Below are 14,821 nucleotides of genomic sequence, written 5' to 3'. Positions count from 1 at the left end.
AGGAATAGGGAACATGAGCATACAAGGGTGGAATCATATTTGCTTTTCGGTGTCTGATTTGGAGAAGTCTATACATTTCTATCAGAATATACTAGATGGAAAACTGCTCGTTAAAGGACGTAAGTTGGCTTACCTGGACTGCTTGGGAATGTGGCTGGCCCTCAATGTGGAGGAGGATATCCCAAGAAATGAAATTCATCAATCCTATACGCATATTGCATTTTCGGTAGCGGAAGCGGATTTTGAGAGCATGCTTAACAAGCTGAGAACTTTTAATGCCACCATTTTGCCCGGAAGAGAGCGGAATGAACAGGACAAAAGGTCGGTCTATTTTACAGATCCAGACGGACATAAGTTTGAATTCCACACAGGACAATTGCAGGACCGCTTGGACTATTATAGAAACGATAAAAAGCATATGACTTTTTATGATTGAGTAAGTGTTATCGATATTGACGTGTAGGTATTAAGTAATAATTGGGTCGCATTTAGGAGGAATACGGAAGGATGTCACTGTCTCAGGAAAACGGTTCCAAGCAAGCACAAGCCGTTAAAACGATGACGGTTTTTGCAATCACTTGGCCGATCTTTATAGAGATGTTGTTTCACATTTTGATGGGTAGCGTGGATACGTTCATGCTAAGCCATGTTTCTGATGAGGTTGTATCGGCTGTGGGTGTATCAAGACAGTTGATTGAATTTACGATTATACTTTTCAATCTGCTTGGTCTTGGTGTAGGTGTGATCATTGCTCAGCTATTGGGGGCGCAAAAGCATGTGGATGCAAGCCGTGTTACGGCTTCGGCACTAACCTTTAATCTGGTGTTTGGTCTGGCGCTGAGTTTGATGTTTATTGTGAGCCGGGATTTTTTACTATCCTTTTACCATATTACCCCGACGATTAAGGAAAATGCAGAGATTTATATGATGCTGGCAGGGGGTTCGTTGTTTCTGGAAGCGCTCATGCTAACTGCAGGTCCGGTTATTCGATCGCATGGTTTTACTAAAGATACGATGATCGTGGGCATTGGTATGAATATATTGCATATCGTGGGAAATGCGCTGCTCATTTATGGCTGGTTTGGTCTGCCGCAGATGGGAGTGGCGGGAGCAGCGATTTCAACGGTTATTAGCCGTGCTGTAGCATGTGTCTGGATTTTTCTACTGCTGTACAAGCGTGTAAGTGCGCCGATTCGCATCCGGTATTATGTACAGCTTCAATGGAGTAAGCTGGTAGCCATCCTGAAGATTGGTATTCCTGCCGGGCTGGAATGGTTGTCTTATCAGCTTAGCCAAATGATGGTGACCCGGTTTGTCAGCTTTATGGGTACAACGGCGATCGCAACCCATTTTTATACGAATACAATTGTGTACTTTTTTATGGTATTTGGAATGGCTGTAGGTGAGGGGACAGAAATTATTGTTGCCCGCCTGATTGGAGCAGGAGACAAGGAAAAGGCCTATCATCAACTTTTACGGAGCCTGAAATGGTCTTTGGTCATTACGATTGCTGTGATCGTGGTAGTATCCTTTTTCCGATATGAAGTGATGGCGATCTTTACAGATGAGCCGGCGATCATTCAATTAGGGGCAGCAATTTTGCTCTTCTGTATATTGCTGGAGCCGGGCCGAGTGTTTAATCATGTTGTCATTAACTCCTTGCGAGCAGCGGGAGATGTTCAGTTCCCGTTAATGATGGCCATTATTTCAATGTGGGGGATTAAAATCCCGCTAGCATATGTGCTGGGCATTCATATGGGATATGGTGTGCTGGGAGTGTGGATTGCACATGCCTGCGATGAGTGGGTACGAGGCATTTTCCACTATTTACGCTGGAAGGGGCGGAAATGGCAGCACAAATCGCTGTTATCTAAGGCTGAACTTCAGGCGGAATCAGCCTAAGGCTGAAAGAGATTCTACAACAGACATTCTTCAAGCGAATTGGAGGATGTCTGTTTTTTTTACAAAAATAAGCAAAATGGGGATGTTCAAACTTTTCAAAAATTGCTAGAATATAGTAACCTCGAATGTAGTAGAGGTTTTCAAAGTTTCAAAGACGGATGGTTTCCGATTGAATCCATGAAGGAGGGAATAAGATGGAACGTAAAGTGCATATCATTCCTTACCAAGTGATCAAGCAGGAGCAACAAGTGAATGAAATACCGCGAGGTGTAGAGCTGATTCAGGCTCCTGCGGTATGGAACCAGACTCGAGGCCGAGGCGTGAAGGTGGCGGTGCTGGACACGGGCTGTGATTCGGACCATCCCGATTTGAAGGCGCGCATTATTGGCGGCCGGAATTTCACGGATGATGATCAAGGTGATCCGGAAATTTTCAAGGATTACAACGGTCATGGTACGCATGTGGCAGGAACCATTGCGGCAGCAGAAAATGCGGATGGTGTCGTGGGTGTTGCTCCAGAGGCAGACCTACTCATCATCAAAGTGCTAAACAAGCAGGGCTCCGGTCAATATGACTGGATTATTCAAGGCATCTATTATGCGATTGAGCAAAAGGCAGATATCATATCGATGTCACTTGGCGGTCCTGAGGATGTGCCAGAGCTTCATGAAGCAGTAAAAAAGGCTGTAGCTAGCCAAATCTTAGTCATCTGTGCAGCTGGAAATGAGGGAGACGGTGACGACAGAACGGACGAGCTCGGCTACCCCGGCTGTTATAATGAAGTGATTAGCGTAGGTGCTATCAATTTTGACAGGCACACCTCAGAATTTAGTAATTCTAATAATGAGGTGGATTTGGTTGCACCGGGAGAAGATATTTTGTCCACCGTTCCGGGCGGCAAATATGCGACCTTTAGCGGAACTTCGATGGCTACACCGCACGTAGCAGGTGCATTGGCGTTGATTAAGCAGCTGGCGAATGCGAGCTTTGAGCGTGATCTCACCGAACCGGAATTATACGCACAACTCATCAAACGCACGATTCCACTGGGCAATTCTCCTAAGCTGGAGGGCAACGGTCTACTGTACTTGACGGCAGTGGAGGAGCTTTCTCGTATTTTCGACGCGCAGCGTGTAGCGGGAATACTAACTGTAGGATCATTGAAGGTTAAATAAACCGTAACTTCAATTCGGAAATATAGCGGCTCTCCTAAAGGGAGGGTCGTTTTTTTGGATTTCAAATCTTAGGAAAAACTCCATTTACATTGCATTCAAATGTCGGGTAACATATACCTCAAAGATAGGCATGAGTCAGAAGTGGAGGATGAATATGAACGATATCATGGCGCAAGCTGACGAGCTTAGACGAACAGGGCAAGCAGAGAAAGCACGTAAGCTTCTTTTAAAGGCATCAGAACAGCAGCAAAATGATGCAGAATTGTGGTATCAGACAGCTTGGACGCATGATTCATTGGGCTTAGAGAGGGAAGCGGTTGCCTATTATGAAAAAAGCCTAGGTATGGCGTTATCCGCAGAATCAAGAAAAGGAGCCATCCTGGGACTAAGCAGTACATATCGTGTATTGGGAGATTACGCCAAGGCGAAAGCGTGGTTGGAAACAGGAATGAACGAATTTCCGGATTACAGACCGTTTCGGGTATTTTACGCGATGGTGTTGTATAATCTGGGGGAATACGGGAAAGCCATGCAGAAGCTGCTAATGGAGGTGGCTGAGACGACCTCGGATTTATCTACACAGGAGTACTCACGTGCCATTCAATATTATGCAGATAAACTGGATCAGATCGAGGCATAGGTGAACCGGAGTGAGAGCATAAGCAGTAACGTGTATATACGCTCGTAAATAAAAAGATCACAGTCAGAGAGCAATAATTCTCTCTGACTGTGATCTTTTGCTGTTTATTGTTTAGCTATGGGGTCCGTAACTTGATGAGTTAAATAACTGCGATTACTGTGCACCTTCAGTAACGGCGATTTCCTTCTCCAGGTTTTCTCTGGATAGGTTGGCCTTCAAGTAGTCCGGGGTATCGGGCAGGACCAGGTGCAGATTGGATTTTTGACAAATGCGGATGGTGCACTTTTCGACGATAAAATCAAAGACATGCCCACCTCCGGTGCGTTCATCGTTAATAAAATGCAGATGAAATCCAGCTACCCCAATACCTTGAGCATAGGAAGGTGTCCAAAAACCTGTAATCACGCCGGAAGCCTCATTAAAAGTGAAGGTAGGCTGTGACTTGGTCGCTTCGATAAACGGTTTGTATGGTTTAACTTGGTGAGGCACGGTCCGTGTCTTTACTTCACGAAAAGTACCATCCATACGGAAGGCATAGAACAGATTACGGCTTGGAAACAACGTTAACAGCAGAGCTTCCAGCTCTTCACGATGCATAGGGCGGTCAATAGTATATGTGAAATCTTCCTGGAAAAAGGTGACAGTGGAAAAAGGTGTAGTTTCTTCCGGTTTTACGCGATGGGCCGTACCGTCTGGAAGCAAGTGATAAAATTCACCATCGAACGCGATCATCTCGCCATTCAGTTGATCAAAGGTACCAATTCCGAAATCCCCGTGCTTTTGCAACTCCTCAAAGGCAACAACTCCGTCATAAAGACCATCTAATAGAGCAAGCATAGTGGATGTTTGGTAAATATCATGATCAGCTTCTTGCTTGGTTTCCAATTGCGCAACGGTCATGGCAATACACTTCCTTTTATAATTGTATGCATTTATTTTCTTTCTTTTTCAATAATAAACGTAAAATTTCAGTAAATAACATGAATAACTCAAAAAAATCATTAAAAAAACGTTATACTCCATAATTGTCATAAAGCCGTCACGACTGAGGCATGGTTAAGGTTAGTTTAATTGGTTAGGCAGCAGTTTACGTCCCAACTGGATGTTATCCTGATAATCAATCGGAATATCGACGACCACAGGACCATCGGTATGAAGTGCCTGCTGCAATACACTTTCTAGTTCTTCAGGAGAGTGCACGCGTAATCCAGTGGCGCCGAAGCTTTCAGCATATTTCACTACATCAACATCTCCAAATTTTACACCAGACGTTCTTCCGTATTTAATCTGTTGTTGAAAAGCGACCATGTCATAGGAACCATCTCTCCATACGATATGCACCAACGGTGAGTTAAGACGTACGGCGGTTTCGAGCTCCATGGATGAAAAAAGAAATCCTCCGTCTCCAGAAATAGAAACGACTTTGTGACCGGGATTGACGAGCGTGGCAGCAATCCCCCAAGGCAGCGCTACGCCTAGCGTCTGCATTCCGTTGCTGAATAGAAGGCGCCGCGGTTCATACGAACGGAAATATCGTGCCATCCAAATATAGTGTGAACCGACATCACAGGTGACTGTGACGTTATCATCAATCAGGCTGCGCAGTGTACGAATAAATTGCAATGGATGAATCAGAAAATCATGCTTGTGTGCGGGAACAGCCGCTTGCTCGTTTAGATCATGGCGCAGACGATTCAATTGGTCGCAGGAGGATTTAGGTAGCTTTAAGGTAGGTAATTCTTCTGCAAGGCTACCCACAATCAGGGCTATATTTCCGATTAGCTCGTAGTCCGGTTGATAATCATGATCAATATCGGCTTGATGGTCATCCAGATGAATGAGTGTTCGGTTTGCCGGAATGTTCCAGTTTTTTGGATCGTATTCGATAGGATCATAGCCAATCGTCAGTACCAAATCTGCGGCTCCAAGAAGCATATCACCCGGTTGATTGTGGAACAGACCCACTCTTCCAAAATAGTGGTCTTCTAGTTCACGGGAGATGGCTCCAGCGGCCTGGAAGGTTTCGACAACAGGCAGATCTGTATCTCGGATGAGAGCACGGATAGCTGCGGTGGCTTCAGGCGTGCTGGCTTTCATGCCGAGAAGAAGTACGGGCAGCTTGGCTTTTTTGATTTGCTCTGCGACTTGTTTGATGAGTCCGGCGGGTGCGGTTCCGAGTTGGGGAAGAGAAACCTTCTCAATGACTGTTACTTCAGATGACGAAGTCAACACGTCCTGCGGCAGGCTGACGAATGTGGCTCCAGGCTGGGCTGAGGTCGCAATTCGAAATGCATTAGCAATTGCTTCCGGTACATTATCAGGATGTTCTACTTCTACACTGTATTTGGTGATGGGTTCGAATAGTCCGGCGTTATCCATAGATTGGTGCGTGCGTTTCAAGCGTTCGGATCTTGGGACTGCACCCGCAATGGCGACGACAGGATCACTTTCTGCATTAGCGGTGACAAGTCCTGTCGCCAAGTTAGATGCGCCTGGACCTGAGGTAACAATGCATACGCCCGGTTTACCGGTTAATCGACCGACTGCCGCTGCCATAAAGGCGGCATTTTGTTCATGACGACATACGATCAATTCGGGCCCCCGATCTTGAAGAACATCAAAAACAGAATCGATCTTGGCACCTGGAATGCCAAAAATATGGGTAACCCCTTGCTTGATCAAGCAATCGACAACAAGGTCGGCTCCTTTTGTATCGGATATAGTTTTAGTTTGAACAGCTTGCACTTTTGTACTCAATGCTACCACCTCTTCTTCTTCTCTGTGAAATAACTAATGAAATACTTTTAATGTAAATCAATGGATGTATATTGCAATTATAATACAATAACTGGTATTTTCAAGAAAGAAATTTTCAGAAAAAAAGAGAAAAATATATAAAACGTTTTCAAAGTTTGATCTATCACGGAAAATTAAAATTGTGGAATTTTCTTGTGGTGTCGGTCATCGAGAAGGTATAGAACAGATCTGTCCCAAATGGAGGCAGATCATTTTTATCCGCTCACATGATAAAAATCACTTTCCTCTACAAAGGATAGCGGTTACAATGTAATTGTTGTTAACGTAAACATTAAATTTAAGGTGAAGTAATCCAGCTTGAAATGATGTACAGGTATCGTATTACAGCTTTATTATCTTGTGTAATCACGAAATCTGCTATGTGATGGAGAATGTTATTGTTGAAAAACAAGTAGAGTTCGAACATTTTTGTTAACGTTAACAATTTATTAGGAAACACGATTATAGAAGGGATGAGAGAGTAATGACTAAAGCGTTTTTAGACGAAAACTTTTTGTTGAGCAATCCAACGGCTGAAATCTTGTACCATCAGTTCGCCAAGGATATGCCGATTATCGACTATCATTGTCATTTAAGTCCACAAGAAATTTATGAAAATAAAGCGTTCAAAAATATTACGGAAGCCTGGTTGTACGGAGATCATTACAAGTGGAGACTTATGCGGGCTAATGGGGTTGAGGAACGCCTGATTACGGGGGATGGTGAAGATTATGACAAGTTTTTGGCTTGGGCCAAAACCGTACCTACACTAATAGGCAACCCGCTGTACCATTGGACGCATTTGGAGCTTCAACGCTTTTTTGGTGTCTATGAGCTGCTGAATGAACAGAACGCACCAGTGATCTGGGAAAAGGTAAACCAAAAGCTGCAGGGAAAGGGATTTGGCGCACGTGATCTGATTGTGAACTCGAAGGTAACTGTAGTGTGCACCACGGATGATCCGACAGACCATCTCGAATACCACAAACAAATCAGCAAGCTGACCGATTTCCCAGTGGCAGTGCTACCAAGCTTCCGCCCCGACAAAGCTTTGGAAATTAATCGTGAAACTTTCCAGCCTTGGGTGGCTCGGTTGGGTGAAGTCAGCGGACTGGATGTTTCTGGCCTGGAAGGATTTTTGAATGCGCTGGCGAGCCGGGTGCGCCATTTCCATGCTGCCGGAGGCCGGGTATCTGATCATGCGCTGGATACTGTAGTCTATGAAGAAACGACACTGGAGGAAGCGGCAGCCATATTCAGCAAGGCGCTGGAGGAAGGCCATGTGACTCCTTTAGAGGAGGCGAAATATAAATCATACGTTCTGGTTTTCCTTGGCAAACAGTATGCAGAACATGGCTGGGCTATGCAATACCACATTCACGCGCTGCGTAACAACAACACGGCTATGTTCCGTCATTTAGGACCGGATACAGGCTACGATGCCGTAAATGATGGCTCTATCGCTCGTCCATTGGCGGCATTGCTGGACGCACAGGAGCTGGCAGGTGGATTACCGAGAACCATTTTGTATTCGCTTAATTCGGTTGATTATCCAGTACTGGCAAGTCTCGCGGGCTGCTTCCAATCCGGTGGAACTGTAGGGAAAATCCAGTTTGGCACGGCATGGTGGTATAACGACCATATCGAAGGCATGCAGGAGCAGATGAAGTTGCTGGCTAACTATGGGGTGCTGTCCCGCTTTATTGGTATGCTGACGGATTCCCGCAGCTTCCTTTCCTACACACGCCATGAATATTTCCGCCGTATACTCTGTGACTTAATTGGGACGTGGGTTCAGGAGGGTAAGGCGCCTGAGGATCTGGAACTGCTCGGAGCAATGGTACAAAACATTTGCTACAATAACGCTGAGCAATATTTTAATTTCCCAACGGTTGTTCATAGTAAGTGAAGCTACCGCCTAAGGTGAGAACTCACTAACTTTATAAAAAATAGCTCTTGCCAGGAGCTTGTTTCAAACTCCCGGTAAGAGCAATTGAAAACAAAATAGTTATCAACTGAGGATTTTGCAAAAATCCCATAAGCGACTTCCAATGAACAAGATATAGATCGAAATGGTTTAGTTCGTCTGTATCTTGCACTTCGGAGCGACTGGAATCGAATTTTGCAAAATCCTGAACTAGATATGTGAAAATAATTACAAACATAGAGGAGTGTGTAGGTATGGGAGTGCCTATCGTGCAGGAGAGCGTCCAAACTGACAACAAGACAGGCGAGCATATTAGCCTGAAAGAAAAGATTTCGTATGGTATGGGTGACTTTGGAAACGGATTCATGTTTGATTTGGGGCAGTTGTATTTGCTGAAATTTTTTACAGATGTAGCAGGGGTTTCTGCAGGAGCCGCCGCAGGCATTTTCTTGGTCAGCAAGCTGTTTGCCGCCATCTGTGATCCCATTGTCGGGTCCTTTGTTGATTATCGCAAACATATCGGTGCACGTGGAAAATTTAGGCCTTTTCTTATTGTTGGAAGCGTTATCCTTGCAATTCTTACGGTTCTAACCTTTATTTCGCCGAATATTTCCCCCACAGGAAAACTCATTTACGCCTATGCGTCCTATATGATCTGGGGGATCGGCTACTCTATTGTAAACATTCCATACGGCTCGCTGGGTGCCGCCATTACGCAGGATACTCATCAGCGTGCTTCATTGTCATCTTTCCGTCAGGCAGGATCTCTGGGCGCATTATTCGTCACGAGTGTCGTTGTCATGCCGCTTATTTTACTGTTTCCTAACCATCATGTTGGCTATCCAGTTGTGATGGGGATTATGTCACTCATTGGTGTGATCGCTTTCATCATATGTTACCGAGGAACGAAAGAACGTATTATTAGCCAGTCCGGACCAAAAGAGAAGCTATCTATAGGCGTTATCGTCCATACCTTTACGAATAACAAGCCTTTACTGGTACTCGTTTTGATGACGATTTTCACCATATCCGCGTACAATATTAAGTCCGCACTGCTGATCTATTTTGCCGAATATAACTTGGGGCATGTAGAATTAATGGCTTATATGAATTTTATTATTATCGGTTCGTCGCTACTGGGTGTGTTGTTCCTGCCCAAGCTGGTACGGCGCTTCGGTAAACGAAAAACAGCTATACTGGGGATGCTGGTTAGTGTCATTGCCGACTCTATTAACTTTTTCATGCCTTCAAATGTATATATTTTCACAATCCTGGCCAGTATTTCGTTCATTGGTATTAGTATTCCTAACGGGGTTACCTGGGCATTCGTGTCCGATATCATTGATTATGGCGAATGGTCATCCGGGGAGCGTAAGGAAGGGATTACTTACTCGTTATTTAACTTTTCACGTAAGTTGGCTCAATCCTTGTCTGGCTTTCTATCGGGTATTGGACTAGCGCTCATCGGCTATGTTCCGAATGTGGTTCAGTCCTCTGGAACGCTGCTTGGGATCAAGGCATTACTTTGTCTCTATCCGGCTGTTGCCCTGGCTTTGGCCATGCTGGTCATCGGTAAAATGTACAAGCTGACTGACAGTAGACATGCAGAAATGGTTCAAGAGTTACAGCGTCGACATGCGGACAACCGCGTATAATTTGTGAAAGTCTTCTTTTCCGGGCGGCTCCTGTGGTATGGTGGGTATATAATTTTTTTAGAGCCTCACTAAGGAAAGGATACGTATATGGCAGCTACCATTAAAGACATTGCCAAATTGGCTAATGTTTCCCATACAACCGTCTCCCGGGCGCTCAATAATAGCCCGCTGATTAAAGAAGATACGAAACGCAAAATTATGGAGTTGGCAGAGCAACTCAATTACATTCCAAATTTTAATGCCAAAAGCCTGGTTCTCCAGCGCTCGCATACGATTGGCCTGTTTTTCACCAGTATTTCAGAAGGCACCAGCTCCAGTTTTTTTGCGGATACCATCCGCGGTGTTAATCATGTCATCGGGGTGGATTACAATTTGTTTGTGCGAGGAATTGACGATTACGCCGATTTTTCGGCCATTCACCGCAAGCGTTTTGATGGTATCATTCTGATGAGCCAGAGCGAGGCGGACAACCCTTTTATTTATCATGTGCTCGGTCAAGGTATTCCGCTTGTTGTACTGAATCGGCAGGTGTCCGGTGCGGGGATTGTAAATGTGATCTCTAATGATAAGGAAGGGTCCTATGAAGCGGTCTCCTTTCTCGTTGAAAGCGGGCATGAACGCATTGCGATCATCGAAGGGGTAGAAGGCTTCAAGTCTACCCAGCAACGCCGTGAGGGTTTTATGAATGCGTTGATTGATAGTGGTAAGCCGATTCGACATGAATATATCGTGCAAGGTCATTATGATACTGAAAGCGGAAGCCAGGCAATGAAGCAACTGCTTTCCTTGCAGGAGCCGCCGACAGCGGTATTTTGCTCTAACGATGATATGGCTATTGGGGCCATGAATGCGGTATTCGAAAACGGCTTGAAGGTACCAGAGGATATCTCAGTCATTGGTTTTGACGATATTGGGTTCTCAATGTATACGACTCCACCGTTAACAACGGTCAAAAGACCGATTGAGCAGATAAGTGAGCGCGGAGCCGCTTGCATTCTGGAACGAATTCAGTCACCGTCCAATGAGGGTGAGCTTATATTTATGGAGACTGCGCTTATGAAACGGAAATCAACGGCAGGCAGACCACGCTGAGTTTCGTTTTATTAACAGGCAGGCCAAAGGGGTAGAAACCATGCTAAATGTATGGTTTCTGCCCCTTTTAGGTTGAAATGCGCTCTGCTTCGTCTGGATTTAACGAAAGAGATTGGTTTTAGCCAGTTCCACAATCTCGTCACCGCGTCCGTTCAACATCGCTTTCATCATCCACAGTGTAAATCCTTCTGCTTGTTTAAGATTAATTTTGGGTGGCATAGATAGTTCCTGACGGTTCACCACCACGTCTACCACAACAGGGCCATCATGAGCCAATGCTTGCTGAATGGCATCCTCCAGCATTGCTGGATCTTCAACCCGGATGCCCTTGAGCCCCATGGCTTGCGCTACAGCACCAAAATCAGGATTCACCAGTTCAGTGCCGTTTTCCAGGAATCCGGCTGCTTTCATTTCCAGCTCGACAAAACCGAGAGCGCCATTATTGAAAACAATGACTTTAATAGGTAGCTGATGCTGCTTCAGAGTGAGCAGGTCGCCCATCAGCATCGTGAGCCCGCCATCGCCTGAGAGGGCAATCACTTGTCGGTCAGGCTCAGTAGCCTGCGCTCCGATTGCCTGCGGCAGCGCATTTGCCATCGTGCCATGGTTGAACGAGCCGAGAAGCCGACGCTGACCGTTCATCTGCAAATAACGCGCAGCCCATACAGTGGGAGTACCGACATCACAGGTGAAAATAGCATTTTCCTGCGCGGCGTCACTGATGACCTTGGCGAGATATTGGGGATGGATCGGCGTATGACCTGGTTTACCGACTGCAAGGTCATCCAACTCCTGGCGTACCTTGGTATAGTGGGAGACGGTTTTCTCTAGATGCTTGGAATCATGCTCTGACGTTAAATGCGGTAGCAGCATTTCCAATGTGGCTTTTACATCCCCGCATAAACCATACGTCAACGGAGTACGTCTGCCGAGATGGGCTGGCTCTATGTCTACCTGTAGGACAATCGCATCTTCAGGGTAAAATTGTCTGTAAGGGAAGTCTGTTCCGAGCATAAGCAGGACGTCACAATCCATCATCGCATGGTACCCGGAAGAATACCCGATCAGTCCCGTCAATCCAGCATAGTAAGGGTTGTCATACTCCAGATATTCCTTGCCTCGCAGAGCAGATACCATAGGGGATTTTAACTTGTCGCATAGCTGCATGAGCAATTCATGAGATTGTGCACAGCCGGCGCCGCATAGTAACGTAATTCGTTTGCCTTTATTCAAATATTCGGCCAGTCTGGAAATTTCGGAAGCTGACGGATGCACTACAGGTGCAGTGGGATGGTAGACATGTTCAGGGACAGGTACCTTTTCCGCCTCCAAAGCTGCTACATCACCGGGAAGAACAATGACGGAGACACCTGAACGTGAAATTGCCTGTTGAATGGCCATGGTCACCGTTCTGGGAATTTGACGCGGTGTCGTAATAACCTCACAGAAGTGACTGCATTCTCCGAAAAGATGCTCAGGATGCGTAGCTTGAAAATATTCACTTCCGATTTCGTCGCTTGGAATATGAGCGGCAATAGCCAGTACAGGCACCCGATTGCGGTGGCAATCATATAAACCATTAATCAGATGCAAATTTCCGGGACCACTACTTCCAGCACATACAGCAATGCTACCACTAAGGTCAGCATCCGCTCCGGCTGCAAAGGCAGCCACTTCTTCGTGCCTTACATGAATCCATTCGATTTGACCATTGCTGCGAATGGAATCAACCATATTATTTAGAGAGTCTCCAACAATGCCATAAACCCTCTTGACCCCTGCATTGACCAAAACTTGTACAATAGTATCTGCGATTGTCTTCATAGATGTTCCTCCTGCCTAGTAAGTAGTGTTATCCTGCCCGTGCTTTCTTGCGTCTATTCTCCTGAAATGTATATAAGAACAAGGTCTCGGGATAGGGTGATAGTTAGCCTTAACCGTCTTGGATCAGGTGCGAAACAACAGAAAAAGGACGATATACTTGCAAATTTTTATATAAACGTATATGTTAACGTGTTCATATTATTGTCATTATTATTTTTTTAAACTAAAAATATTGATAAAACTATTTTGTTAACGTGTGCATTGTGATAAAATAACGATGAAATCATTATGGTAATTGTGGGAGGTTACTCCGGATGAAACAAGTAGATGAATTAGACCAATTAAACAGAAAAAGCTTTATCGTAACAGACCCGCATCCTGTGAGGGTGCTGCAATTCGGGGAAGGGAACTTCCTGCGTGCTTTTGTAGACTGGCAATTTGACAAAATGAATAAGCTGGCAGAATGGAATACGGGAGTTGTGATTGTACAACCGCAGCCAGGAGGCCTCGTGGAGAAGCTTAACGAGCAGGATGGTCTGTATACGGTTATTCTTGAAGGGATTAAGGATGGGAAGGCCATGAAGGAGCATACCGTTGTGGAGTGCGTCACTCGTGGGATTAATCCATACAGCTCTGATTTTTCCGAGTATGAAGCATTATCCCAAAAGCCGGAGCTGCGTTTTGTCGTGTCGAACACGACGGAAGCGGGGATCGCTTATGCACCAGAGGATCAATTGGAAGATCGTCCGCAAAAGAGCTTTCCAGGCAAGCTAGCCGCCTTTCTGTACAAGCGCTTTCAATTCTTCGGGGGCGATCAGAGCAAGGGTCTGGTGATCATTCCGTGCGAGCTCATCGACCGTAATGGAGACGCTCTCAAGGAAATCGTACTGAAATATGCGGACCAATGGAAGCTTGGGGCCGAGTTTATTGCATGGTTGGAGGAATCGAATACGTTCTGCAACAGTTTGGTCGATCGGATTGTACCTGGTTATCCCAAAGACCGGATTCATGAGATTCAAGCAGAATTGGGTTACAAGGACGATTTGGTTGTTGTGGGCGAACAGTATCATTTATGGGTTATTGAAGGGCCACAGTGGCTTAAAGAAGAGTTACCTGCTCATTTGGCCGGATTGAATGTACTGATTGTCGACGATATGGCGCCATACCGTACACGGAAAGTACGCATTTTGAATGGAGCACATACGGCGCTTACCCCTGTAGCTTATTTATATGGCCTGGACACGGTGGGGCAGGCGGTCGAGCATGATATTATGGGAAACTTTATCCAGTCGCTGATTCGAGAAGAAATTATTCCGACACTGGACTCGCCAGAAGCGGAATTGAATGTATATGCCGACGATGTTATTGAACGATTCCGTAATCCCTATGTAAGTCATTATGTTATGAGTATCGCACTAAATTCGGTGTCCAAGTTCAAGACACGGAACTTGCCATCCTTGCTCCAGTATGTGACACAGCGTAAGGCGTTGCCTGCCAAAATTGTATTTTCGCTGGCGTCCTTGCTCGTATTTTACCGGGGTGACAGAAATGGCGAGTCGATTGCGTTGGCAGACGAAGCTGAAGTGTTGAGTACGTTTGGTGAACTGTGGAGTAAATATGACGGTACTCTCGCCGGGGCGAAGCAATTGACTGCGCTGGTACTTGGCCGGCAGACATGGTGGGGGCAAGACCTGAACCAGATCGAAGGACTGGCTGAACAAACGGCACAGCACGTGTATGAAATTACAAGCAGAGGAATGAAGGAGACGCTCGATTCTCTAACCGGGAACAGCGTGCCCAGAGCATAAGC

The 14,821-nt window shown here is 45.7% G+C and carries 11 protein-coding genes; 8 read left to right on the top strand and 3 right to left on the bottom strand.

Annotation, left to right across the window (positions count from 1 at the left end):
- Nucleotides 1-13 precede the first annotated feature (13 nt).
- The 4 genes from fosB to MKX30_RS10880 all read left to right on the top strand — a co-directional run bounded on the left by fosB (nucleotide 14) and on the right by MKX30_RS10880 (nucleotide 3,717).
- The gene (gene fosB, locus MKX30_RS10895) at nucleotides 14-436 is read left to right on the top strand and encodes a metallothiol transferase FosB (RefSeq protein ID WP_341058338.1); all 423 of its coding nucleotides are present in this window, start codon (nucleotides 14-16) and stop codon (nucleotides 434-436) included.
- A 71-nt stretch (nucleotides 437-507) separates the two neighbouring features.
- The gene (locus MKX30_RS10890; RefSeq protein ID WP_023988315.1) at nucleotides 508-1,902 is read left to right on the top strand and encodes an MATE family efflux transporter; all 1,395 of its coding nucleotides are present in this window, start codon (nucleotides 508-510) and stop codon (nucleotides 1,900-1,902) included.
- A gap of 194 nt (nucleotides 1,903-2,096) precedes the next feature.
- Nucleotides 2,097-3,077 carry a S8 family peptidase gene (locus MKX30_RS10885; RefSeq protein ID WP_028542402.1) on the top strand — a complete coding sequence of 327 codons (981 nt, stop codon included), beginning with the start codon at nucleotides 2,097-2,099 and terminating at the stop codon, nucleotides 3,075-3,077.
- Between the two features lie 154 nt (nucleotides 3,078-3,231).
- On the top strand, nucleotides 3,232-3,717 hold the full coding sequence (locus tag MKX30_RS10880) for a tetratricopeptide repeat protein (RefSeq protein ID WP_341058342.1): 486 nt from the start codon (nucleotides 3,232-3,234) through the stop codon (nucleotides 3,715-3,717).
- 153 nt (nucleotides 3,718-3,870) lie between these two features.
- Here MKX30_RS10880 and budA read toward each other — a convergent pair whose 3' ends face one another.
- Both budA and alsS read right to left on the bottom strand, forming a co-directional pair.
- The gene (gene budA, locus MKX30_RS10875; protein ID WP_341058344.1) at nucleotides 3,871-4,617 is read right to left on the bottom strand and encodes an acetolactate decarboxylase; all 747 of its coding nucleotides are present in this window, start codon (nucleotides 4,615-4,617) and stop codon (nucleotides 3,871-3,873) included.
- Between the two features lie 162 nt (nucleotides 4,618-4,779).
- On the bottom strand, nucleotides 4,780-6,483 hold the full coding sequence (gene alsS, locus MKX30_RS10870; protein WP_172828313.1) for an acetolactate synthase AlsS: 1,704 nt from the start codon (nucleotides 6,481-6,483) through the stop codon (nucleotides 4,780-4,782).
- Nucleotides 6,484-6,997: 514 nt separating this feature from the next.
- Between alsS and uxaC the strand changes: the two genes are divergently transcribed.
- From uxaC to MKX30_RS10855, 3 genes are all read left to right on the top strand, one after another.
- Nucleotides 6,998-8,422, top strand: coding sequence for a glucuronate isomerase (uxaC, locus tag MKX30_RS10865; RefSeq protein WP_209941872.1), 1,425 nt, complete (start codon nucleotides 6,998-7,000; stop codon nucleotides 8,420-8,422).
- Nucleotides 8,423-8,694: 272 nt separating this feature from the next.
- Nucleotides 8,695-10,095: an MFS transporter gene (locus MKX30_RS10860; RefSeq protein WP_023988322.1), complete on the top strand. Its 1,401-nt coding sequence runs from the start codon at nucleotides 8,695-8,697 to the stop codon at nucleotides 10,093-10,095.
- A gap of 87 nt (nucleotides 10,096-10,182) precedes the next feature.
- Entirely contained in the window at nucleotides 10,183-11,187 is a 1,005-nt protein-coding gene (locus MKX30_RS10855) for a LacI family DNA-binding transcriptional regulator (RefSeq protein ID WP_069079639.1), read from the top strand.
- Between the two features lie 99 nt (nucleotides 11,188-11,286).
- Here MKX30_RS10855 and poxB read toward each other — a convergent pair whose 3' ends face one another.
- Complete coding sequence (gene poxB / locus MKX30_RS10850; RefSeq protein ID WP_028542396.1) at nucleotides 11,287-13,011, bottom strand: ubiquinone-dependent pyruvate dehydrogenase; 1,725 nt, start codon at nucleotides 13,009-13,011, stop codon at nucleotides 11,287-11,289.
- 314 nt (nucleotides 13,012-13,325) lie between these two features.
- Here poxB and MKX30_RS10845 point away from each other — a divergent pair, with 314 nt between their 5' ends.
- On the top strand, nucleotides 13,326-14,819 hold the full coding sequence (locus MKX30_RS10845) for a tagaturonate reductase (protein ID WP_338533506.1): 1,494 nt from the start codon (nucleotides 13,326-13,328) through the stop codon (nucleotides 14,817-14,819).
- Nucleotides 14,820-14,821 lie beyond the last annotated feature (2 nt).

The sequence above is a fragment of the Paenibacillus sp. FSL P2-0173 genome (assembly GCF_038008045.1).
Taxonomy (GTDB): Bacteria; Bacillota; Bacilli; order Paenibacillales; family Paenibacillaceae; genus Paenibacillus; species Paenibacillus polymyxa_B.
The sequence above is the reverse complement of the archived record's forward strand: the minus strand, read 5'-3'. Positions and strand labels throughout refer to the sequence as shown.

What these genes read in the sequence shown, in the direction of transcription:
- fosB (WP_341058338.1), top strand. Translation starts at nt 14, where the DNA reads ATGAGCATACAAGGGTGGAATCATATTTGCTTTTCGGTGTCTGATTTG.
- MKX30_RS10890 (WP_023988315.1), top strand. Translation starts at nt 508, where the DNA reads ATGTCACTGTCTCAGGAAAACGGTTCCAAGCAAGCACAAGCCGTTAAA.
- MKX30_RS10885 (WP_028542402.1), top strand. Translation starts at nt 2,097, where the DNA reads ATGGAACGTAAAGTGCATATCATTCCTTACCAAGTGATCAAGCAGGAG.
- MKX30_RS10880 (WP_341058342.1), top strand. Translation starts at nt 3,232, where the DNA reads ATGAACGATATCATGGCGCAAGCTGACGAGCTTAGACGAACAGGGCAA.
- budA (WP_341058344.1), bottom strand. Translation starts at nt 4,617, where the DNA reads ATGACCGTTGCGCAATTGGAAACCAAGCAAGAAGCTGATCATGATATT.
- uxaC (WP_209941872.1), top strand. Translation starts at nt 6,998, where the DNA reads ATGACTAAAGCGTTTTTAGACGAAAACTTTTTGTTGAGCAATCCAACG.
- MKX30_RS10860 (WP_023988322.1), top strand. Translation starts at nt 8,695, where the DNA reads ATGGGAGTGCCTATCGTGCAGGAGAGCGTCCAAACTGACAACAAGACA.
- MKX30_RS10855 (WP_069079639.1), top strand. Translation starts at nt 10,183, where the DNA reads ATGGCAGCTACCATTAAAGACATTGCCAAATTGGCTAATGTTTCCCAT.
- poxB (WP_028542396.1), bottom strand. Translation starts at nt 13,011, where the DNA reads ATGAAGACAATCGCAGATACTATTGTACAAGTTTTGGTCAATGCAGGG.
- MKX30_RS10845 (WP_338533506.1), top strand. Translation starts at nt 13,326, where the DNA reads ATGAAACAAGTAGATGAATTAGACCAATTAAACAGAAAAAGCTTTATC.